At 65.6% G+C, this 22,424-nt stretch carries 19 protein-coding genes; 8 read left to right on the top strand and 11 right to left on the bottom strand.

The window, feature by feature from the left end:
• Positions 1-8: 8 nt before the first annotated feature.
• On the bottom strand, positions 9-2,003 hold the full coding sequence (locus tag ABIB95_RS34080; protein ID WP_354246016.1) for a LodA/GoxA family CTQ-dependent oxidase: 1,995 nt from the start codon (positions 2,001-2,003) through the stop codon (positions 9-11).
• A gap of 69 nt (positions 2,004-2,072) precedes the next feature.
• Complete coding sequence (locus tag ABIB95_RS34075; RefSeq protein WP_063984842.1) at positions 2,073-2,285, bottom strand: hypothetical protein; 213 nt, start codon at positions 2,283-2,285, stop codon at positions 2,073-2,075.
• Positions 2,286-2,601: 316 nt separating this feature from the next.
• On the opposite strand from ABIB95_RS34075, the gene ABIB95_RS34070 reads away from it, so the two are divergent.
• The 3 genes from ABIB95_RS34070 (at position 2,602) to ABIB95_RS34060 (ending at position 4,974) form a co-directional block, all read left to right on the top strand.
• Positions 2,602-3,711: a zinc metalloprotease gene (locus ABIB95_RS34070; RefSeq protein WP_354246013.1), complete on the top strand. Its 1,110-nt coding sequence runs from the start codon at positions 2,602-2,604 to the stop codon at positions 3,709-3,711.
• A gap of 9 nt (positions 3,712-3,720) precedes the next feature.
• Positions 3,721-4,359 (top strand): hypothetical protein, encoded by a 639-nt coding sequence (locus ABIB95_RS34065; protein WP_063984843.1) that lies wholly within the window; start codon positions 3,721-3,723, stop codon positions 4,357-4,359.
• A 177-nt stretch (positions 4,360-4,536) separates the two neighbouring features.
• A complete protein-coding gene (locus tag ABIB95_RS34060) occupies positions 4,537-4,974 on the top strand; it encodes a hypothetical protein (protein WP_354246010.1) in 438 nt (145 codons plus the stop codon).
• A gap of 94 nt (positions 4,975-5,068) precedes the next feature.
• Here ABIB95_RS34060 and cax read toward each other — a convergent pair whose 3' ends face one another.
• Together cax and ABIB95_RS34050 are read right to left on the bottom strand one after the other, a co-directional pair.
• Entirely contained in the window at positions 5,069-6,169 is a 1,101-nt protein-coding gene (gene cax, locus ABIB95_RS34055; protein ID WP_166350686.1) for a calcium/proton exchanger, read from the bottom strand.
• Between the two features lie 334 nt (positions 6,170-6,503).
• On the bottom strand, positions 6,504-7,565 hold the full coding sequence (locus ABIB95_RS34050) for an isocitrate/isopropylmalate dehydrogenase family protein (RefSeq protein ID WP_354246009.1): 1,062 nt from the start codon (positions 7,563-7,565) through the stop codon (positions 6,504-6,506).
• A gap of 171 nt (positions 7,566-7,736) precedes the next feature.
• Between ABIB95_RS34050 and ABIB95_RS34045 the strand changes: the two genes are divergently transcribed.
• Entirely contained in the window at positions 7,737-9,125 is a 1,389-nt protein-coding gene (locus ABIB95_RS34045) for an MFS transporter (protein WP_354246006.1), read from the top strand.
• Positions 9,126-9,129: 4 nt separating this feature from the next.
• On the opposite strand, the gene ABIB95_RS34040 is transcribed toward ABIB95_RS34045, so the two are convergent.
• The 7 genes from ABIB95_RS34040 to ABIB95_RS34010 form a co-directional block, all read right to left on the bottom strand.
• The gene (locus ABIB95_RS34040) at positions 9,130-10,752 is read right to left on the bottom strand and encodes a B12-binding domain-containing radical SAM protein (protein ID WP_354246003.1); all 1,623 of its coding nucleotides are present in this window, start codon (positions 10,750-10,752) and stop codon (positions 9,130-9,132) included.
• Positions 10,753-10,937: 185 nt separating this feature from the next.
• Positions 10,938-11,777 carry an aKG-HExxH-type peptide beta-hydroxylase gene (locus tag ABIB95_RS34035; RefSeq protein ID WP_354246000.1) on the bottom strand — a complete coding sequence of 280 codons (840 nt, stop codon included), beginning with the start codon at positions 11,775-11,777 and terminating at the stop codon, positions 10,938-10,940.
• Positions 11,778-11,799: 22 nt separating this feature from the next.
• Positions 11,800-13,233 (bottom strand): hypothetical protein, encoded by a 1,434-nt coding sequence (locus tag ABIB95_RS34030; RefSeq protein ID WP_354245998.1) that lies wholly within the window; start codon positions 13,231-13,233, stop codon positions 11,800-11,802.
• On the bottom strand, positions 13,230-14,390 hold the full coding sequence (locus ABIB95_RS34025) for a radical SAM protein (protein ID WP_354245995.1): 1,161 nt from the start codon (positions 14,388-14,390) through the stop codon (positions 13,230-13,232). The genes ABIB95_RS34030 and ABIB95_RS34025 overlap by 4 nt, the downstream gene beginning before the upstream one ends.
• Positions 14,387-16,354 carry a RiPP maturation radical SAM C-methyltransferase gene (locus ABIB95_RS34020; protein WP_354245992.1) on the bottom strand — a complete coding sequence of 656 codons (1,968 nt, stop codon included), beginning with the start codon at positions 16,352-16,354 and terminating at the stop codon, positions 14,387-14,389. The genes ABIB95_RS34025 and ABIB95_RS34020 overlap by 4 nt, the downstream gene beginning before the upstream one ends.
• On the bottom strand, positions 16,351-17,409 hold the full coding sequence (locus ABIB95_RS34015; RefSeq protein WP_354246039.1) for a radical SAM/SPASM domain-containing protein: 1,059 nt from the start codon (positions 17,407-17,409) through the stop codon (positions 16,351-16,353). Before ABIB95_RS34015 ends, ABIB95_RS34020 begins: the two co-directional genes overlap by 4 nt.
• Positions 17,410-17,479: 70 nt before the next feature.
• Complete coding sequence (locus ABIB95_RS34010) at positions 17,480-17,734, bottom strand: hypothetical protein (protein WP_028150121.1); 255 nt, start codon at positions 17,732-17,734, stop codon at positions 17,480-17,482.
• A 266-nt stretch (positions 17,735-18,000) separates the two neighbouring features.
• Between ABIB95_RS34010 and ABIB95_RS34005 the strand changes: the two genes are divergently transcribed.
• From ABIB95_RS34005 to soxX, 4 genes are read left to right on the top strand one after another with little or no spacing between them, the layout of a single operon-like run.
• Positions 18,001-18,450 (top strand): (2Fe-2S)-binding protein, encoded by a 450-nt coding sequence (locus ABIB95_RS34005; protein WP_028156974.1) that lies wholly within the window; start codon positions 18,001-18,003, stop codon positions 18,448-18,450.
• 11 nt (positions 18,451-18,461) lie between these two features.
• Positions 18,462-20,648, top strand: coding sequence for a xanthine dehydrogenase family protein molybdopterin-binding subunit (locus ABIB95_RS34000; protein ID WP_354245989.1), 2,187 nt, complete (start codon positions 18,462-18,464; stop codon positions 20,646-20,648).
• Between the two features lie 46 nt (positions 20,649-20,694).
• On the top strand, positions 20,695-21,978 hold the full coding sequence (locus ABIB95_RS33995; RefSeq protein ID WP_354245986.1) for an FCSD flavin-binding domain-containing protein: 1,284 nt from the start codon (positions 20,695-20,697) through the stop codon (positions 21,976-21,978).
• A complete protein-coding gene (soxX, locus tag ABIB95_RS33990; RefSeq protein WP_354245983.1) occupies positions 21,971-22,423 on the top strand; it encodes a sulfur oxidation c-type cytochrome SoxX in 453 nt (150 codons plus the stop codon). Before ABIB95_RS33995 ends, soxX begins: the two co-directional genes overlap by 8 nt.
• Position 22,424: the final 1 nt, after the last annotated feature.

Below are 22,424 nucleotides of genomic sequence, written 5' to 3'. Positions count from 1 at the left end.
GTCCAAGGTCAGATCTCGCCCGGGCGATAGGTCCGCTTCGGCGGGGGAGCCGTCTTGCGTGCACCGCGCCGCTGCGCCAGGCCTGCCGTCGTCTGCGGCAAGAAAAGGCTCTCCATGTCTTCGACCGCGTGGTACTTCGGATCGGCCGTGACATCGATCGGCCCGCTGCTGTCGCGGCGTCCCTGCTCGACCCGCAGATCCTGCACCGGCAGAGATGCAGGCGCGTTCTTCACCGGCAACACCATGCCGAGCTCGGACCATTCCGCAATCATGTTCGACAGGCGGTCATAGTAATCGTTGCCGCGGATGTCGCGCAACCAGTCGACCCGGTTCATCAGGTGCTTGAAGGTCTGCTGTTGCGTCGCCTGGCCGAGAGGCGCGATGGCGGCCGCACGCAGATAGTTTCCGTCTGCCAGAACCTGATCCGGGGCACGCGGTCCCCAGAACGTCGGCATCGACAGGAACGTCGACGGGAAGTAGTCGGCCGCCGAATTGCACGAGGTATGATCAGTCTGCCACGGCACGCCAAGGAAGCGGGTGAGGCAGCCGGCTGCGACACCATCGTGCGGACCATTCGCGCCGGTGCAGACCGCCGGCGTGAGAGTACCCCCGAAGTCCTGCCGCGCTGGTTGCTCACCGGCCAGGACCTTCAGCCGATACGCCGATGCCCACATCAGCGGAATCCGCATCACCCATGTCATCTCCATCGCGGGATGGAATGGGCCGCCGAGACAATCGTGCAAGGATGCGCGCTCGAGATGCATAACCTGGACCTCGGGAGGCAGGGCATCGAAGTCCTGCGCCTGCGCCGGCTGGTGCGACGGCCCGTCGGCGTCGAATGTTCCAGCAGCCCAGCGCTTGAGGTGCGCGTACTGGGTCTTCGTCACGGCAAGCAGCGAATTCGAAGGCTTCGGCGGACCTTCGAAGAATTGGTCGACCGCATCGCCGAACACCTGCGCTATCTGATCTTCGATCAGTGCGCCGCTCGCGCCTGGATCGCGAAACAACGCCAGCACGGCCGCGCGCCACGCCGCATTCGCAGCAGACGCGTCGTTGAGCTTGGCGAGGACTTGCGCATTCTGCGCGTCGAGCGGCGAGCCAAAACCATGAACGACGAAGAGCCCGTGGTTGACCCATTGCAGTCCGGTCAGGCGCTGAAAGATTGGTTGCACGTCGTTGACGAACGAGGTCTTGACCGGTCGTGGAATCCAGCCCTTGTCGTAGAACACCTCCCGCACCACGTCGTCCATCGTTACGAGACCGAACAGCCCCGGCGCGTAATTCGGCGGCGTAACGCAGACGTAGCCGGGCTCCGCATCGATCGGTGCATGCCCGGCAAATGTCACTTGCGCCCGCACCGGCCCGTCGCTGACGTCATCGTGCCAACCTGGATTGTTGGCGAAAGTCAGGGGCCGGGTCCCTTTGCGGAACGGCCGCGAAACTCCATTGCCGCCAAGGAAGATCAGCCGCCCCTCCTCGTCGGTACGAAGCTCGCCGAGATAGACCGGCGAACCCCAGAACGCGCCATCGTCCAGCCTGATCGGGCCAGCCCCCTGCCCCGCGATGCTTCGCGGGGTTGGCGCGATGTCGAGCTTCCACCTGGCGTCTGGCAAAACCAGCTCGCGATTTCGCTGCAACGCGCTCTGGCTCAGCGGGCCGAGGTCCATTGCCTGGTTGAACTCGTACCAGCCGGCCTTGAGGTTTGCGATGCAGACGCGCCACTCGATCTTCGCGGATGCAGCGGTCACCTCCTGCACGCTGCCGTCCTTCATGTGGGCGTAGATGCGGAAGCGTGCGGCTTGCCGCTTGATCTCGCCGTTCGCGGTGCGAAAGTCCTCGACAAAGCGAGCCGGCTGCTCCGGCGCCGTGCCGGGCAAGCTCGGCGCACCGCCGATCATCTCGGGGCCGATGACGTAGTCGCCGGCGCCTTGGGCATTGCCGACACGGGCGACGCCGATCGGCGGATAGACTTTCAGCGCTGCAATTGCGTTTGGATCGATCATCGTCTGACCTCGATATCAAAAGGGATTGTCCAAAAACGGAGGCGTCGCACGAGACTTGCCGCGAGGCCATCAGCGCGGATGGTCCGGCTCGTCGATCGGCTGTCCGTTCAGACTGCGCCTCACGGCGGCGGGCTTCTCGCCGGCCTCGATCCGCCGCCTCTGGAATTTGTCGATGAACGAGGCGCGGATGTCCTCGATCGGCTCGAACTCCGAACGTGGCGGCGCGGTGCTCTGCGGAGCAGCTGCCGCGCCGAGCCCACGCGACTGAAAGCGATGCAGCATCGAACGTCCTCCGCGCAAATAATTCGCCGCAGAACTTGCTGTGCGGGGGGCCTTTCGCGACCGGCTCCGACAACAGGCTATGTCAACCGCGCTGCGTCCAAATGACCGATCCGCAGGGTTGGCTTTGTTCAATTATAGCGAGTAGTATAGTATCAATGTAGACCTAAAGTCCACGCGACAAAGCGAAGCTCGCGTTACGGGTCATCAAAGCCGGAACAACACCATGTGCATGATGTGCGTGCATCGCGGCTCGGGCGTTCCCAGACTCAAACCTCGCAAGCGCCGCCCGCTCGGCCTTGCTCAGCCGCAGACCGGCGTGCAGGTGCGCGACGTCGAGATCGTCCAGTGCGTTCAGGACGTGACGAATTCGGTGCCGCTGGTCGCCGATAAGGCGACGCTCGTTCGCCTCTATCTTGAGCCGACTTCAGTGTCGCAGCCCGGTCAGATCACCGCGGAAATTGCGTGGAGCCGGAGCGGCGGAGGCGACACGTTCCTCCCGGCCCTCAACTCGCTTCGGGTGAACCCGGGCTCGCCCTTCAGTCTCCGCGAACAGCGGGAAGACATCGACAAGAGCCTGAACTTCCGCCTGCCGGCCGCGGCCATCGGCGCGGGCACACTCAGCTTGCGCATCAGCCGCATCTTTCAGCCCGGAGGCGGCGACCTTCCTGCGGCGGCGTTCAACATCGCGCCTGTCACATTCACGGCGGCGCCGCCGCTGCGCATCCGGGTGATCGGTCTTCGATACAAAGCGGGCACGACGACCGTCACCCCCGCTGCGGTCCATTTTTCGTATCTCAGGTCGTTTCTCAACCGCGCCTATCCTGTCGCCGCGCTCGAATGGTCCCACATGGTGGTGGACGCGGATTTTGCCGCACCGTTCGACGACTCGACGGTCGATCTCGCCAATGCCCAGATCGCCGCGCTGCGAAGCCGCGAGGTGAGCAGCGGCGTCGACCCGCGCACGCACTATTACGGTCTCGTCGACGATAACGCGTCCAACAACTTCATGCGAGGAAAGGCGTTCGCCATTCCGGGCACGCCCCAGCCGGACACCGTCGCTTCCGGACCCGCGGGCGTGCCGAACGGCTTTGCCGGCGATCGCGACGCGTCATACGCCGACTGGTACGGTGCTCACGAACTCGGACATACGTTCGGCCGGTTTCATCCGGGATTTCCCCCCGCCGCGCAGGACGCGAGCGATCCGACATTCCCTTATGAGAACGGCTGTATCAGCAAGCCGGACAACAAATATGTCGGTGTCGACACCGGGGATCACGAACTCGGTTTGCTGGCCGCTGCGTTGCCGGGGCTCACATATCACGACGTGATGACCTATGCAGACAACCAGTGGCTATCGGCGTACACTTACCAGGCGATAATGACCCGGCTTTTGGAAGAGGACGCCCTCGGTCCGCCGGTCGCCTAGGAGGATCCGATGAAGACCGAAATCAAGACCGGATCATTCGTTCACGTCGTCGCCACCATCAACAAGACCGCTGGTGACGGCAAGATCATGTATGTGAACCCGTCGGTCTCCACCATCGCGTCGGACGCCGCCACCGACAAGGATGTGGAACTCGTGGCTTACGACGGCACCGGCAAGGAAGTCTACCGTGAGCCAGTCGTGATCCGCCGGTCATCTGCTGAACCCGACCGGCCGAACGAAGTCGGTCTGATTCAGGCGGACCTTCCGCGGGTGAGCGGCATGAAGTCGGTAAGCCTCCAGCTCAAGGGGAAGGAGATCAGCCGGTACGAGGCCGGGGCGGCACCTCCCGGGCCGACCGCAGGCGCCACCTTCGGACTTGAGCTCGCCGGGGCTGCGGCAGCCAGCCGGCGACCATTGAGGATCGACCAGCTCGGCGGTTTGCAGCCCGTCGCCGGCGTGACCTACTCGGTCCAGGTCAAGCCGGACAACAAGTCGACGTGGGACACGATCGCTGTGAGTCGCCCCACCCCCGAGGTGGACGTCGATCGCAATCAGTTCGCCGGCGCCAAACGTGCCGCGGTACGCGTGTTGCGAACGACCGGATTCGACGAAGAAATCATCGCGGAAGATACGGTCGACTTGAAGTAGCCGCCCGCAAGGAGCCTGCGCGTGCTTACCGACGGCATCGCGCATTGATCCGGTCGAGGTCCAGGCCGGATACGCCGTCGACGCTTGATCTGGATCAAACCCGCCGCGGCATTGCCATCCCGGAATGGGTACGGCCGCGCAGAAAGCGCCGCCCGTAAGCCAAGGAGATGATCGATCATGACATCCTCGAATTCCCTGCGTACCTTCGTTCTCGCCGGAGCCGGCGCGCTGCTATCAGGCACAATCGCTCAGGCCGGGCCGATCCCGACGCATCTTTCGACGATGAAATCGATGGTCGATCAGACCACCACCGAAGTGCGCTGGGTCGGCGGCTGGCGCGGCGGCGGCTACGGCTATCGCGGCGTCGGCTGGGGCTACCGCGGCGGCTGGGGTTATCGCGGCTACGGCTATCGCGGCCTCGGTTACGGTGTGGTCGCCGGCGCGGTCGTCGGCGGCGCAATCGCGCGGAGCGCCTATTACAGCGGCTATGGCGGGTACTACGGTGGCTACTCTGGCGGTTATCCCGCCTCGTATTACGGCTATGGCGGCGGCAACTACGGCTATGGCTATGGCGGCGACAATTGCCCGCCCACCGGCAGCTACTGGGCCTACTAGCGGGAAACGTATTCGCCGCTTCGGAGGATGGCTCGCCACGGGCCGCCATTCTCCGATGAGCCAATTCACCCCTGTGCCGGCGGGCGAGTGCACCTCATCCCTCGCCCGCCGGCGGGACGACATACAGCGTCAGCGCAAACACCGCATAAATGAAAATCATCAGCGCGCCGACGAACCATGCCGAGCGTCCACTGGTGGTGATGAAGGTCGCCGTGACTGTTGCGATCATCACCATGGTGACGGCGCCAGGCCAGAACTGAAGGTTCATTGGCGTCGGTCCCACGAAATAGCTGAGCAGCACGAGCGCGGGTGCAACGAACAGCGCGATCTGGGAGGCGCTGCCGAGCGCAATGCTGACGACCATGTCGAGGCGGTCCTTGCGCGCAGCGGCAAGGGCAACTGCAAATTCGGCAGCGGCGCCAACCAGCGAAACGATGATGAACCCGACGAAAGCCGGACTCATGCCGAAGGTCTCCGCCGCCTTCTGCACCGATTCCACGAAGATCTCGCTCACCAGCGCCACCAGCACGGTGACGGCCAGCAGCGTCCCAACGGCTAGCCCGATCGGCCAGTGCGCTTCCTCCTGCTCGCCGTGATCGGCGCTTGCGAACAATTCCTTGTGCGTCCCGAGCGAGAACCACAGGCCAAGCGCGTAAGCCGCGATCAGCAGGACTGAAATGCCGACGCTAAGCTTGTGAATGACGCCTCCGTCCTGCGGCAAATGCTCGAGGTCGGCGACTGCCGAGGGGGCCAGCAGGGCGACTGTCGCCATCAGCAACAGGCCGGACGACAGGCGCGCGCCGGCGCGGTTGTACTCCTGCACGTGGTAGCGCAGGCCGCCGAGCAGCAGGCAGGCGCCGAGCATGAATGTCGCGTTGGTGACGATCGCGCCGGCAATCGAGGCCTTCACCAGCATGTACTCGCCTGCCCGCAGCGCCGTGATGGCGATGATCAGCTCCGTCAGATTGCCGAGCGTTGCGTTGAGCAGCCCACCCACGGCATCGCCGGTTCTGGCGGCGACCGCTTCGGTGGCGTGGCTGAGCAGCGCCGCCAGCGGCACGATCGCAAGCACGGCGAGCACGAACAGCAGCGTGTGGGAATGCGGGGCGACCGCCTCCGCCACCAGCACGATGGGCACGAAGACCAGCATCCAGAGCAGAGGTGTATCCCGGATTTCCCTGAGCAGGGTTGTCATATGGGCCGCCCTTTCCATGGATGCGTTGATGGAAAGGTCCGGCGGCGCCGCGGGGTGAGTCTTGATCTGGCTCAAGCGGGCCAGAGGAGACGGGCCACTGGACGTCAGGAAGCGGACGTCGCGCATGATGAGAATGCGCCCTTGTCCCCGACCGCTGGCACGATAGCATCATGCCAGTGTTTTGCCCGACGGGTCAACGTGATCACTGTCACGAAGGTCGTCGCGACGCGCTCCGAAAATCCCTTATCGATCAAGGAGCCTTCTACTGTGCATGGGGTTGTTTTTCGAGTTTTGTGTTGGCCCCAAAAAAATCGCAGGCATCCGCGACGATGGCTCACTCCGCCTGCAAGATCTCCGCAATCGCAGCCCCCGCCGCGATCGTGCCGAGCTTGCCGCCGACGTCGCGCGTCGCCCTGCCCTCGCCGATCGCCTTCGCCACCGCGGCTTCGATCGCACGCGCCGCTTCCTCGTAGCGGACGGCGCCGCTCTTCTCGCCATGCCAGGCCAGCAGCAAGGCCGTCGACAGGATCAGTGAAATCGGGTTGGCGACGTCCTGCCCCGCGATGTCAGGTGCCGAGCCGTGCGCGGCCTGCGCCATCGCATAGCGGTCGCCGACATTGAGCGAGCCGCCGAGGCCGAGGCTGCCGGAGAGCTCGGCCGTGAGATCGGACAGGATGTCGCCGAACATGTTGGTGGCGACGATGACGTCGAAGCGATCGGGGTTGCGCACGACATGCGCCATCATGGCGTCGACCAGGATATCGTCGACTTCGAGGCCGGGATAGCCCTTCGCCGCCGCGCGGCAGATGTCGAGGAACATGCCGTCGCCGATCTTGAGCACATTGGCCTTGTGCACGATGGTCAGATGTCTTCGCCGCTTCATTGCCAGGCGGCAGGCGGCGTGCGCGATGCGCTCGCAGCAGAGGCGCGTGATGCGGCGCAGCGAGATCACGACGTCAGGCGTGACCAGCATCTCGCCATTGCCCTGCTCCATGTTGCGGTCGGCGTAGAAGCCTTCGGTGTTCTCGCGCACGACGACGAGGTCGAACTCGCCGAGCCGGCCGGGCCGCCCCGCATAGGTGCGCGCGGGCCGGACATTGGCGTAGAGGTCGAGGCTCTTGCGAAAGTGCCTGGACGGATTGATCTCGCCATGCGCCTCGTCCTTGAAGTCGAAGGTCGCGGTCGGTCCCAGGATCAGACCGTCGGCGGCGCGGACGATGTCGAGCAACTCGGGGCGCACCGTCGTGCCTGATAGCTTCAGGCTCGCATGCCCGACCGCGTGCTCCTCGAGGCGCAAGTCAAGCTGGAAGCGCTCGGAGGCCGCGCGCAGCACGCCCGATGTCGCGGTCGTGATCTCCGGTCCGATGCCGTCACCGGGCAGAACGACGATTTGCATGGTGATCCCCCAAGATTGCAGCAGCTGGCGCGATCATACGCCAGCCGCCGGCCGCATCGCCTGACCTTCGCGCATACACAGCATGCAAGCATATGCCTGTGGAAGCGGCCTTCGGCGTAGTACATGCCAAAAGTCCCCTTTCACCACGCCGCCGGAGCAACGCGCCAGGCAATGACAATCACGTTACCTGCCGCCGCGCGCGAGCCCGATCATCCCATTGCCGACGGCCTTCCGGCCACGCAGCGGCGCTGGGCGATCGCCGCCATCTTCACCGCGCTGGCGATGGCCTCCCTCGACACCGCGATCGCCAATATCGCACTGCCAGCCATTGCCGCCGATTTGCACGTCACGCCGGAGCAATCGGTCTGGGTGGTCAATGTCTACCAGATCGCGCTGGTGGCCACTTTGCTGCCGCTCGGTGCGCTCGGCGAGATCGTCGGGCACCAGCGCATCTATCTCGGCGGCCTGATCCTGTTCACCATCGCCTCGCTGTTCTGCGCGGTGGCGTGGTCGCTGGACAGCCTGCTGGTCGCGCGCACGCTGCAGGGCCTGGGGGCCAGCGGCATCATGAGCGTCAACACGGCACTGGTGCGCTTCGTCTATCCCGGCCGGATGCTCGGCCGCGGTTTTGGCCACAATGCGCTCGTGGTCGCAACCGCCTTCACCATCGGTCCATCGATCGCCTCTGCCATCCTCGCAGTCGGCCCGTGGCCGTGGCTGTTCGCTGTCAACATTCCCTTCGGCCTCGTCGCGATCGGGATCGGCTTTGCAATGCTGCCGAAGACGCCGCGCGCCGATCACGGTTTCGACTTCCTCGGCGCGGTCCTGGCGTCTGCCTGCCTCGGCCTGTTCATCACGGGCATCGGCAGCGCCGCGCACAATCTGTCGCCTGTCGTCGTGGGCATCGAGCTGATCACGGCCCTCGCACTCGGCTTCATCCTGACGCGCCGGCATGCCGACCATCCCGCGCCGATGCTGCCGATCGACCTGTTCAGCCGGCCGATGTTCGCGCTGTCGGCCGCGACCGCGGTGTGCTCCTTCGCCGTGCAGGGCCTCGCCTTCGTCTCGCTGCCGTTCTATTTCGAGGACGTGCTCGGGCGTTCGCAAGTCGAGACCGGCTTCTTCATGACGCCCTGGCCGCTGGTGGTCGGCATCATGGCGCCGATCGCGGGGCGCCTCTCCGACCGGCACGCGGTCGGCCTGCTCGGCGGCATCGGGCTCGTGCTGCTCGGCCTCGGCATGGCATTGCTCGCGATGCTTCCGTCCAATCCTGCCATCCCCGACATCATCTGGCGGATGGTGATCTGCGGCATGGGGTTCGGCTTCTTCCAGGCGCCGAACATGAAGGCCGTGATGTCGAGCGCACCGCCGCACCGCAGCGGCAGCGCCTCCGGCATCGTCGCGACCGCACGCCTGACGGGGCAGACCACGGGCGCGGCGCTCGCGGCGCTGTGCTTTGCGCTGGCCGGTCACGATGGTGCGACCGTCGCGCTGGGGCTCGGCGCCGGCTTTGCCGCGCTCGGCAGCGTCATGAGCTTCTTGCGGCTGGCGGTGAAGTAAGCCTTCAGGCCAGGTGCCGGGCTGCGGTGGTGTCGAGCGTCGCAGCGGTCGGGATGACCGTCTCGTCATCGAGCGCAGCGAGGCGCCCGTCGATGGCTTCGATGACCTTGCGCGAGAACGGCCCGAGATGCGCATAGGCGGCAATCATCTGCACCGCGATCCGTGCCGATGACGTGTCGCGCTTGGCGCAGTTCATGAAGGTCTGCCACAGCGGCCCGCGCGCTTCGGGAAGGGCGGTGACAACGCGGTGCACCGTCTCCATCGCCCCGACCCGCGAGCGGATGTCGCCCTCGGCGAGCTCGGGGCGCTGCCTGGATCGGTCGAGCAGCATCATCAGGCGGTCGACGCGCCCTGCGTAGGCGGCGGGGCTGTAGATGTGCTCCAGCACCCGCTTGTAGTCCGTCAGGATGTCGCGCAACGGGCGGACCGGATCGAAGTTGATGCCGTCCGTGCACTGATCGGCGCCGATGGTCGGCGCCAGATCGTGGCCCGGATGCAGCCGGCCTTCACGCTCGAGTCGGCGCGTGAGCTGCGTGTTCGGCAACGCATAGAGCAGGCCGACCATGGCGACGGGAATCGCGGCCTCCTCGATGAAATCGATCATCGCTTCCGCCATCGAGACCTTCTCGGTGTCGAAGCCGACGATGAAGCCCGCGGTGACGAGCATGCCGGCGGCATAGATCTTGTGGATGCTCTCGGCGATGTTGCGCCGCGTGTTCTGCTTCTTCCGCATCGCGACCAGCGTTGCAGGGTCCGGACTTTCGATGCCAACGAAGATGCCGAAGAAATTGGCCGCGCCCATCAGCTCCAATAGCTCGGGATCGTCGGCCAGGTTGACCGAGGCCTCGGTGGACAATTCGAAGGGATAGCCGTGCGCGCGCTGCCATTCGGCGAGCTGGGGCAGGAACTGCCGCAGCGACTTCTTGTTGCCGATGAAATTGTCGTCGACGAAGTCGAGATGGCCGCGGTAGCCCATCCGGTAGAGCGTCTCGAGCTCGACAAACATCTGCTCGACCGTCTTGGTGCGCGGCACACGGCCGTAGAGCTCGATGATGTCGCAGAACTCGCAGGTGAACGGACAGCCACGCGAATATTGCACACCGAGGTAGAGATAGTCCTCGAACTTCAGGAGATCGAAGCGTGGCACCGGCGTCTTTGTTACGTCGGCCTGGAATTTCGGCGCAGTGAAGACGCCGGAGCGGGCCCCGCTTTCCCAGGCCGCGATGAACTCGTCGATGACGCTTTCGGCCTCGCCGAGCACCCGGAAGTCGGCCCGTTCGTAGACATGGGGGCTCGACGTCGGATCGGGTCCGCCGACGACCACCGGCTTGCCGGCGGCGCGGCAGAGTTCGATCAGGCGCAGCGTATCGGCCTGCTGCGGCAGCATGCCGCCGGTGAACACGACGTCGGCCCAGGTGAGATCCTCGTCACCAAGGGGCTGGGTGTTGCAGTCGATCAGCCGGACCGTCCAGTCCTTCGGCAGCATCGCGGCCACCGTGATCAGGCCGAGGGGGGCCGCGGGTCGCTTCACACCCATCAGCTCGCAGGATTCGCCAAAGCTCCAGAACGACTCCGCCAAGAACAGCGGATAGAGCATCAATACGTTGCAGCGCTGCGTTACGTTCATGGAATCCCTTTTTGCTTCGTCCCAGTGTACCAGAGCGCGTTCGTCTTGCACCCCGGTAAAAAGGACAAACTGTCGCCGCAATGCAGCGCCGATCGGCCGTGGAACCGGCATTCACAGCCGAAAGTCGCCTCAAACCGCGCATCTGGCGTTTAGGGCTGGAACCCGGTCCTGGGCAGAGCCGGCAATCAGCCGCGCTCGCTGGCAAGCATCGTCCGGCTGCTCGCCAGGACGTCGCTGCACCAGGCGAAGAACGCGCCGAGAAACGCCCGGCCGGCCGCATCGGTGCGGGCATGCTGCCGCAGGGTCTCGAACCCCTGCTCCATCCGCGACGCATTGCGCGCGAGCAGTGCGCGGATGTCGCTGCGAACTTGCGGGTCGTCTTCCTGCTCCAGCATGTGCACGTCGAGCTGGGTGACGTGGATGAACGAATATTGCGCGTGCAGCACTGCGGTCATTGGACGCGGCCGGTCGACCACGATCGGGCTGGGATAGAGCTCGTCCTGCGGATTGCTGATGATCCGGATCGCATTCTCGTTGGCGACGCCGAATGCCCGGAGCTTGTGATGGGCCATTTCATGGACGATCGCCTGCGCGGTCGCGAGCGGGCAATTGACCGTGAGGCCGATGACGCCGAACCGCGCGTCGACCGAGTGGCTGGCCGAGCCGAGCCGGCCGGTCCCCTCGGTCGGCTGCTCGGTGTCGTGATAGCACTGGATGGTGTGCACGATATCAGGCCATTGTTTCGCAGCGAGCGGCCAGCGGCGGACGTAGTGCAGCGCCTGCTCCAGCGCCGGCATGACTTGCGCGTCGGGGACAAACCGCGGCGCCGGCAGCAGCGGTTCCTCCGTGCGCAGGGCAACCCTGCCCTCCGCAATGGCCGGCGCGCCGTTCACCGGGGGACGCTGCGGCGGCAGCGGCCGCCACGGCGTCGGCTCGGTGTCGATCAGGCCGAGGGCGACCGCGGTATCGTAGCCGTCGGCCTGCGGTCGTGCCGTGCGTTCCCAGTCAATCGACGTTGCGTCCATGGCGATCTCTCCTTCGAACCGGTCAGTGCGGACGACCACTCGTCGCCGAGAGGGCCGCGGAGACCCGTCCTGCGCGTCCAGGCAGCAAGGCCAATCCCATCGATGCCGCAAGCGTGTCCATATCTTCAAGCCGGTGCAGCGAGCGGTCGGTGCCGATCACGATCACCGACTTCGCGATCGCGCGGACAGCGGCAAGCGCTTCGCGGCCGCCAAGCCGTTCTGGATCGACGAAAGCGAGGTCAACGCCATCGGGTGCAAGACGCGACAGCGCCGCAATCGCCGCGATGCTGGTCCCGCCGAGTACCGGCAATGACGCACCCAGGCGCCGACGCGCGGCTTCAGCTAGCGCGGCATCTTCCTCGGCACCGTATAATCTCAGCTTTGGCCTCGTCTGCGCGATCAATTCCAGCAGCAAGCCATCGCCGCATCCAATGTGCGCGGCCGATCCCGCGCGGCGCAGCGCAGCGGTCTGCTCCCAGACCACCGTGCTGAAGCGCGAGCGCATGGCGAAGGGATTTTCGAAACCGGCCGCTTCAAATCCGCCGCCGAGTTCGGTGAGGATATCGGCGCTGTCCGCGGGCTCGACCGCCGCGGCCTTTCGCTTGTCCAAGTGCGCCGCCGCCGCGCGCTGACGAGGCCGCCGATGCGACGGTTTGCCCTCGTCCGACAGCCATGTGCAGCGGAAGGTGGCCGTCGCAATCTCGGCAACGCCATTGACCAGCGACGCACCCACCGTCCAATCCGCCATCTCTTCCAGCCAACTCATTTCCTCGGCCAATCCCAGCTGGCGGCCGAAATCGATGAACCCACGTGAAAGATCGCGCGTAGCGGAACAGTCCGCAGAACAAGGCGCGTGTCTCACCGGCCCCAGTCCAAGAACCGCGAGCGCGATATGGACAGGTACGGCCGCCTTGTCCGCGCGCGCGAGAATGCCGGCCAACGGATCGCTTCCGCCGCGCCGAAGATGGTCTGCCCAGGATCTTGCGCAGCATGCGGGATAGCCGAACCGTATCGCCGCCTGCTCCAGGCCGTCCGTCGCCCGCTCGGCGATCGATGTGTCGAGCGGCGCAGCGCCGATCAGGAACGCATAGTCGAGCAGCCGCTTCGGTTCGGCGATCGATGCCTCAAGCGGCCAGTCGGCGGCATAGCCGAGCGACGCCTTGACCGGCTTGGCCTCCAGGCCAATCGCGCGCGCCCGCTCGGTCAGGGCGTCGATGCCATCATAGCCAGTCCACACCAGCGAGGCCGGAATGCGCTTCCGGCGCACCATCTCGAATTCGATCGCTAGCGCCGCATGCCTGAGGCGATCCAGACGCGGCTGCCAGAGCGCGCGCGCCTGCGGGCCAGTGAAGCTGATACGCTGCGTCGCTGCCTTGGCGACGGCCGGCTCCCGCGGCGCGGCCGCAAGCGGAGGCCGGGGCCAGGTCAGCCAGCAGGTCGGCCAGGCGGACGTCATGGTGCGTCCGCCTGCTGGAGCAACGATTGCAGGGTCGGATTGTCACCGATCGACCATGCGGCGATCATCTTCGCTTCGAGATCGGACCGGCGCTCCGACCGGCTGATCGCGACCTCATCGTTCGCCTGAAGCTCGGTCTCGATGTCCTCGAACAGGCCGAACCACACCGGGCAATCGATCGAGCGCATCCGCCAGTCGCCGTCGATCGCGGTGCCCGGACAATTGCCCTTGCACGCCAGGAAGAACCGGCACCCCTCGCATCCGCCATCGGCCTGCGGCGTCCGGTAAAGCGAGAGCTGGCGCTCGAAGGCCTCGCGGCCGGCACGCAGATGGGTCACGCCATCCTTGTTGGTGCGGCCGCAATTGCCGAGCCGGCCATCGCTCTCGACACCCACCACGGCGCGCGTTGCATAGGGATCACAGGCGTGGAAGACGCATGAGGTCTGCGCGTCATCGCCCCTGAGCATCGCGGCCATCTCGGCGAAGATGTCGAACTGAACCGACGGCAGCTCCTGTTCGAGCCGGCGCAGTCGCCTCAAGGCCGCAAGGTTCTCCTGCGCGGTGAGCGCGAGACCCTCGCCCCCTTCTGTTTCGTCCTGCTCCAGCAGGTGAAGGCGCAGCTTGCGCACGCCGAGGCTACCGAGAAACCCGATCCACTCGCACAGCACGCCGAGCCGAGCCGGCGCGGCATTCATCCGGTTGAGCGTCACGATCACGTTTGGCGGCATGCCCTCCCGGCACAGCGTCTCGATCGCCGCCTCGATGCGCGCCGTCGCGCGCCGCGTCGCCGCCAGGCTGCCGGCCCAGCGGGCATCGTTGAGCGGTCCCGGCCCGTCGATCGAGATGCCGATGCGCACCCGGTATTTCCTGAAGAGCTCGATGTCGCGCTCCTCGATCAGCGTGCCGTTGGTCTGCATGCCGACGCCGCCATGGCGGTCGAAGCCAAGCTGCATCAGGCGTTCGAGATCGGGCCGGCGCGTCAGCATGATCTCGCCGCCGAACAGGCTGAACGGCTCCGCCAGCCTGTCCAGCGTCGCCATGATCGCATCGAGATCGTAACGCGTCGGCACGTTGCCGGCGGTGCGGATGCCCTCCTGATAGCAGTAGCGGCACTTGATGTTGCACTTGTCGCCGAGGGGGCGGACTTCGACGGTCATGGCTGCACCCGTTCGAGGTCCGCCGGTTCATCGCGGGCGTTCGTCAGGGCCGCGAGAAACCCGCCGTCTTCATCCTGGGTCGCCACACGTCCGCGTGGCAGAATGAATCCGAGCGGAAACTCGGCACGGGCGTCGGCGTCAAAAATCTCCCGGCCGGCCTCGGTGACGAGCGATAACACTCTGCCGTCGATCTCGATCGCAAACCGCCGCGCCAGAATCGCATCCAGCGCGGCCTCGACTGATGCCGCATCCAAACGATCGGCAAGCTGTTCAATGACGCTCAGTCGCGTGCAGGGATTGCGCAGCAGATTGAGCACGGCGATCTCGGCCGGTGTCGGGCAATAGAACGGCTGGAGCGCGCAGGCCCGGGTGTCGCTGACGAGATGCGCCGTGCCGACCGCCGTCATCGTCAATTGCGGCGCAAAGGGCTGGTCGAACCAGCGCGCGCGCCAGGCCGCGCTCGCCGCCTTGAGCGACACCAGATCCTGCTCGCGCGCGGCATCGGGTGCGTCGCCCTCGAAGAAATAAGCGAGATCGAAAAGATCCTCGTCAGAGACATCGTAGATCGCGCCATAGGCCGGCATCGGCGTGACGTTGCGGAATCCGATCTCGGCGGCGCGCTCGAAATTGGGGCTGAACCGGTCGAGCCGGATACGGCCGCAGCCGACCGGCGGCTGAAGATGTTCGAGCAGTGGGACCATCTTGGCGACGGCGTCGTAGGCGTCGCGGGGCTCGCCTGGAAATCCGTACAGGATCGACCAGACCAGCCCGACGCCGAGCTCACGGCAATTGCGCAGCAGACGCAGGTTGAGCAAGGCGCTCACGCCCTTGCGCATGAGATGCAGCACCGGATCCGACAGGCTCTCGATGCCGGGCTGCAACCAGACCGTCCCCGCGAGCGCCAGCTTCTCGAGCTGCACCTCGTCCATATTGGCCTTGATCTCGTAGAAGAAGCGAAAGCCGTGTGCCGGGCGTTCGGCGAGCCTGCCCAGCACGCCGTCGATATGGGACATGCCCAGGATGTTGTCGGTCGCGGCAAAGCGCCTGATGCCGAACTCCGCATGCAGCGTCTCGATCTCGCTGAGGACGCGCGGCGCCGACTTGGCCCGGAACGCCATGCCCTCGCCGTTGAGGCCGCAGAACGTGCAATGGTGCTTCTGCCCCCACCAGCAGCCGCGCGAGGACTCGAACGGAATCGAGGGACGCACGCGCGCGGCTTCGGACATCCGGGGCAGTTGGGCGAAATAGTCGGCGTAGTCGGGGATCGGCAGCGCATCCATCGCGGTCGGACCGGCTGCTGCGCCAGCAGCCGGCTGGTCGCGAGACAGGCATCCCGGTAGGCCGCGAGGCTCTTCGCCGCGCAGGATCGCCTCGACGGCCGGCCCGAACACGGTGTCGGCCTCGCCGTTGAAGACGTAATCGATCTGCGCAAAGTTCTTCAGCAGCACCGCGCCCATCGGCCCATGGCAATTGGCGCCGCCGAAGCAGACGACGACGGACGGATCATGCGCCTTGACCGCGGCCGCGATCGCGAGCGAAGCGGCCGTCTGCTCGAACATCGAGGTGAAACCGATGATCCTGGGGGTGCGTTCGAGCAGCCGGTCGGCCGCTTCCGCCACGAAGGACGGAATCAGGTTGCGGCGGATCTCGTAGAGCTGGTCCAGCCCCTTGCGCTCGATGGCGGCGCTGAGCTCGCTCAGATGACGTTGCGCCTGCGGCCGGTCCGGCCGCACGCCCAGGCAATCGCCGAACAGCCAATCGCCGGCGAGAAGGTGGCTCGGCAGCTTCTCCGCAAGCTGCTCGTTCAGATCGAGCCCGATGCGGTCGGCGAAGAGCAGGTTCAGATAGAGCGTCTTGGCCCGAATGCCCTTCTGCCGCAGTAGGGCCTGCAACAGGCCGAGCGCCGCCGACGGCCGCACCACGGACATCACCGGCGCCGAGCAGAAGAGGACATCGACGCTCATTGTGCGGCCACGAGGTTGGCCGATGCGGCTTGCCCGTCCAGCAGGATCTCGCAGGTTTCGATCTGGCCGCGGCGCGCCTCGGCAGCTTCGCGCACGCGCGCCAGCAGCTCTGGCGAACGGAAGATGCGGTCGCAGGCGGTGCAGATGCCGTCGAAATCCTCAACGCGCATCGGCACGGGATCGGCGGCCGTCACGGTAGCGAGGATGGCGACGGGTCCCTCCAGCCTGATCCATCTGTAGAGCGGATCGTCGGCGGCCGCCTGCATCGCGGCTTCGATCCCTTCCTTCGCGATGTGGCCGACCTTCAGCGAGTCGTAATGGGGAAGCACGCCACAGCAGGGCCGGATGCCACCCTCGTGGTCGACCGTGACCGTGTGGAGAACGGACTCGCAGGGACCGCGATAGGCCGAGGCGTGGCGAACGCGCCCCGCCTGCGTGTCCTCGTCCGTGCCCTCGCCGCGACCGGTCGAGTTGGCGACGGTCTCATAGATGTTGATGCCGGGCTCGTCCTGAAGGCCGAGATCGGCGCGCAGGCTGGCGGCAGTGATCTTGGAGCCTGCTTCAACCACCACCGCAATCCGAAGCAGCAGCCCGCACTCCCGCGCCGCCGCTACCGCGTTCGCAATGAAGTTCAGCGGCACGAACTCGGCGTGGGGATCGTCGTAAGACAAGGTCATTTCGGTGAGGCCGGCATCGCGCAATCGGCGGACAGCCGTTGTCGCGCGCGCGGGCGACTTGGCCCAGAACGCGCTCGTGGTGATGCCCGCGCGAAAGCCCAGCGACGCGGCCAGGGCCACGGCGTCGGCAACGATGTCCGCATGCAGCATCGGATCACCCCCGACGAAATGGATGATCTCCATCGACGGGATCTGTGCGGCCTGCTGAATGCAACGATGAACGTCCGCGGCGGACAGGTGCCCGCCGTGAAACATGTCAGATGAAAAGCAGCAATGCGAACATTTGAGCGGGCATTTCAGAGTGACGTTCAGAACGAGATTGGTAGGCGTCACCCTGGCCGCGCGAAAATCGGATAAAAATTGTGCGCCGAACGCCATGGCCGACGACCTCATATCCCGGCTGCCCGGCGAACCGGTCAGCCGGCCATCGTGATCTGCGGATGCGGGATCAGAGGATGTCGATATGGATCGTACCGGCCTGTACGCCGCCGCTACGCGTGGCCAGCTTGTTCCGCAGCATCGACGCCGTCTGATCGTCGAGCTGTACGCCAACGCTGCTCAGATAGGAGACCGGGTCCTTGCTGACGTCGCTGGCAAGGCTGAGCAGATCGGCGTGGGTGGTGAGTCCGGACGGTGACTTGGCTTTGAGATCGTTACCTGACGCGAGAACTTTTTCGAGATCGATCGTGACGATGCGGCCCATGGAGATTCTCCCTTAGGATGGACTAATGATCCATCAAACCGAAGGTTGTACAATACCCTAAGATAGTCAAACGAATTCGATGCGACCAAAGGCTGCGGATTTGCACCGCCGTTCACAACGCAACACCGCGCTCCCGACATTCTTCCCCGCGCATGCCAGCCTCGCTGTTGGCCACCCCTCGGACTATTGATTTGAACAGTTCCAATTTGCCAGACACATTGTTCCCTGAGTCCGATCGGTGGATTGGGCCAATCAGGGGACTTGCGATGGCAAACCTAACAATCAACGGAAAAACCTTCACGCTCGACGTCGAGCCGGATACGCCGCTGCTCTGGGCGATCCGTGAGAATGCCGGCCTGACCGGTACCAAATATGGCTGCGGCATTGCGCAATGCGGCGCCTGCACCGTTCACATGGACGGCGTCGCCATCCGTTCCTGCGGGATTTCGGTCAGCGAGGCCGAAGGCAAGAAGATCACCACGATCGAGGGGCTCGCATCCGGCGACACGCTGCACAAGGTGCAGGCAGCCTGGATCGCCAAGGACGTTCCGCAATGTGGCTATTGCCAGAGCGGCATGATCATGGCGGTGGCCGCACTCCTCGCCGAAAAGCCGAAGCCGACCGACGCCGATATCGACGAGGCCATCACCAATATCTGCCGCTGCGGCACCTTCCAGCAGGTGCGCGAAGCGATCCACACGATCGCCAGCGCCTGAGGAGCCGCCCCATGAACAAGCATGTTTCTCCCAAGATGAACCGTCGCGCCTTCGTCGTCGGCACCGCCGCTGTCGGCGCCGGCCTCGCCATCGGGCTCGATCTCCCCTTCGGTGGCCCCGCCGTGGTCCGCGCGGCCGACGGCGCGCCGGAAGTCAACGCCTGGGTCGTAGTCAGGCCCGATGACACCGTCGTGATCCGCATCGCCCGCTCCGAGATGGGCCAGGGCTCGCTTACCGGCCTCGCCCAGCTGGTCGCCGAGGAACTCGAATGCGACTGGTCGAAGGTCACGACCGAATACCCGACTCCCGGCCAGAGCGTCGCCCGCAAGCGCGTCTGGGGTGATTTCTCGACCGGCGGCAGCCGCGGCATCCGCAGCTCGCAAGACTATGTCCGCAAGGGCGGCGCCACCGCGCGCGTGATGCTGATCGAGGCCGCCGCGAATGAGTGGAAGTTGCCGGCCTCCGAATGCACCGTCGCCAAGGGGGTCATCACCCACAAGGCGTCGGGCAAGACGACAACTTACGGCAAGGTCGCCGAAGCCGCCGCCAAGCTGACACCGCCGGCCGACGTCAAGCTCAAGGATCCCAAGGACTGGACCATCGCAGGCAAGGGCCTGCTGCGGCTCGACACCGCCGACAAGACCACCGGCACGATGACCTACGGCATCGACGTCAAGCTGCCGGGCATGCTGAACGCCGCGATCAAGGACTGCCCGGTGTTTGGCGGCAAGCTGAAGAGCTATGACGAAGCCAAGATCACCGGCATGAAAGGCGTCAAGAAGGTCGTCAAGGTCGGCGACACCGCGGTTGCGGTCGTTGCCGACACCTGGTGGCACGCCAAGACCGCGCTGGAAGCGCTGCCGATCGTCTGGGACGAGGGCGAGAATGCCAAGGTCTCCAGCGCGTCGATCGCGAAGTGGCTGGCTGAGGGCCTCGACGATTCGCAGCCGGCCTATGTCGGCAACAAGAACGGCGACGTCAAAGCCGCGATAGCCGGCGCAGCGAAGAAAGTCGAAGCCGTCTACAACTACCCCTACCAGAACCACGCCACCATGGAGCCGATGAACGCCACCGCGCTCTACACGGCCGACAAATGCGAGGTCTGGTGCGGCACGCAGAACGGCGAAGCCGTCTTCGCGGCAGTGCTGGAGGCCTCCGGCCTGCCGGCGGAGAAGTGCGACATGTACAAGGTGATGCCCGGCGGCGGCTTCGGCCGGCGCGGCCAGACCGACTATGTCCGCCAGGCGGTCGTGATCGCCAAGCAGATGCCGGGCACGCCGATCAAGCTGTTGTGGTCGCGCGAAGAGGACATGGCGCACGGCAGGTATCACCCGATCACCCAGTGCAAGATGACCGGCGCGTTCGACGCCAACAACAATCTGGTGGCGCTGCACTACCGCCTGTCCGGGCAGTCGATCCTGTTCTCGCTGCGCCCCGAAGCGCTGCAGAACGGTATGGATCCGGCCGCATTCCAGGGCGTCGCCCAGTCCGGCGAAGCCGCGTTCGGCTATTCGGTGCCGAACCTCCTGATCGAGCATGCGATGCGCAACCCGCACGTACCGCCCGGCTTCTGGCGCGGCGTGAACGTCAATCACAACGCGATCTACATGGAATGCTTCATGGACGAGCTGGCCCAGGCCGCAGGTCAGGACCCGCTCGAATTCCGCCGCAAGCTGATGGGCAACCATCCGAAGCATCTGGCGGTGCTCAATGCCGTGGCCGAGAAGATCGGCTGGGACAAGCCGGCGCCGCAGGGCGTCTATCGCGGTATCGCGCAGGTCATGGGCTATGGCAGCTACGTTGCCGGCGCCGCCGAAATCTCGGTGACCGACGGCAACAAGATCAAGGTGCATCGCATCGTCGCCTCCACCGATCCCGGCTACGTCGTCAATCCGGCGCAGGTGGAGCGGCAGATCGCCGGCTCCTTCGTCTATGGCCTCTCCGCGCTGTTCTACGGCGGCTGCACCGTCAAGGACGGCAAGATCGAGCAAACCAACTTCGACACCTACAACTCGATGCGCATCAACGAGATGCCGAAGGTGGAATCGGTGATGGTGCCGAGCGGCGGGTTCTGGGGCGGCGTCGGCGAGCCCACCATCGGCGTCGCGGCGCCGGCGGTGCTCAACGCCTATTTCGCGGCGACGGGCAAGCGCATCCGCTCGGTGCCGCTGCGCGACCAGAACATCACCTTCGCCTGAGAAACGCCGCGGCGGCTGCAACGGCCGCCGCGGCATTTTTGCCTGGATGATCCTGATGACCACGCGCCCGGTGACACGGCGGAATGCCGTGCTCGGCATCACCGCGGCCGCCGCAACGCTGGCGCGGCCATCGGTCCCGCGTGCGCAATCGGCAGCACGTATCGTCGTGGTCGGCGGCGGGTTCGGCGGCGCGGCCTGCGCCCGCGCGCTGAAACGCGCGCAGGAAAACCTGCAAATCATCCTGATCGAGCCGAACGCGGTCTTCACCTCCTGCCCCTTCAGCAACGAGGTGATTGCGGGCCTGCGTGAGATCGACGCGCAGCAGTTTGACTATGACAAGCTCGCCGCCGAGGGTATCACCGTGATCGGCGAGGCCGTGACCACAATCGAGCCGCAGCGGCGCAGCGTCGTGACGACCGACGGCGTCGCGCTGCCCTATGACCGCCTCGTGCTCTCCCCTGGCATCGACTTCCATTTCGAGGCCCTGCCCGGCTATGACGAAGCGGCATCCGAGAAAATGCCGCACGCCTGGAAGGCCGGCGCGCAGACGCTGCTGCTGCGCAGGCAGCTGGAGGCAATGGCGGACGGCGGCACGGTCGCCATCGCGATCCCGGCCAATCCCTCGCGCTGCCCGCCGGCGCCCTACGAGCGCGCCAGCCTGATCGCGCATTACCTGAAGACGAAGAAGCCGCGCTCGAAGGTGCTGGTCCTCGATGCCAAGGACAATTTTTCGCAGCAGCGGCTGTTCGAGAAGGCGTGGAAGGAGCTCTATGGCGACATGATCGAGCGCATCGCGCTGTCGCAGGGCGGTCGCGTCACCTCGGTCGATCCTTCGACAAGGACCATCATCACCGAGTTCGGCAACTACACGCCTGATGTCGCCAACGTCATCCCGCCGCAACGCGCCGGCCGCATCGCCGAGATCGCGGGCGCGGCGGATGCGACCGGCTGGTGCCCGATCGATCCCGTGACCTTCGAGTCGAAGCTCGTCCCGAACATCCATGTCATCGGCGACGCCTGCCTCGGCGGCGGCATTCCCAAATCGGCGTCGGCCGCGAGCGCACAGGGCAAGGCCTGCGCCGCCGCCATCGTCAACCTGCTCGCGGGTCGCGCGCCGGAGGCGCCGCGGCTGACCGGCGTCTGCTATACAACCGCCGCGCCCGGCTACGGCTTCTCGCTCGCCGGCAACTACCAGCCCAGGGGCGACATCTTTGCCGAGGTCGAGGGCGGCGCGACCAGCCCGGTCGATGCGCCGCGCGAGCTCCGCGCCCGCGAGGCGGCCGAAGCTGAGCGCTGGTTTCAAACCATCACGGCGGACACCTTTGGCTAGAGCATTCCTTCATATCGCAGCGCTGATCGCCGCTGGCGTTGCCCTGGCTTCCGGCGCAGGAGCCGACGAGCTCGTGCGCTACAAAATCATCGGTGACACCATCCCGGAGCCGCTCACGGGCTCACCAGCCGATGCCGCGCGTGGACGCGCGCTGGTGGTGGCGCGCACCACGACCTGCATCCTTTGCCATTCCGGTCCGTTCCCGGAGGCGCGGTTCCAGGGTGACCTCGCGCCCGATCTCACCGGCACCGGAAACTGGTGGTCGGCGGGCCAGTTGCGGCTGCGGCTGGTCGATGCATCGCGCTACAACCCGCAGACCATCATGCCGTCCTATTATCGCAACGACGGGCTGGTCCGGGTCGGGCGCAATTTTGCCGGCAAGCCGATATTATCCGCCGCGGAGATCGAAGACATCGTGGCCTTTCTTGTAACGCTTCGGAACTAGC

The organism is Bradyrhizobium sp. LA2.1 (assembly GCF_040547725.1).
In the GTDB taxonomy this organism is placed as follows: Bacteria; Pseudomonadota; Alphaproteobacteria; order Rhizobiales; family Xanthobacteraceae; genus Bradyrhizobium; species Bradyrhizobium barranii.
Note: the sequence above shows the minus strand (reverse complement) of the source record. Positions and strands in the feature narration are given on the sequence as shown.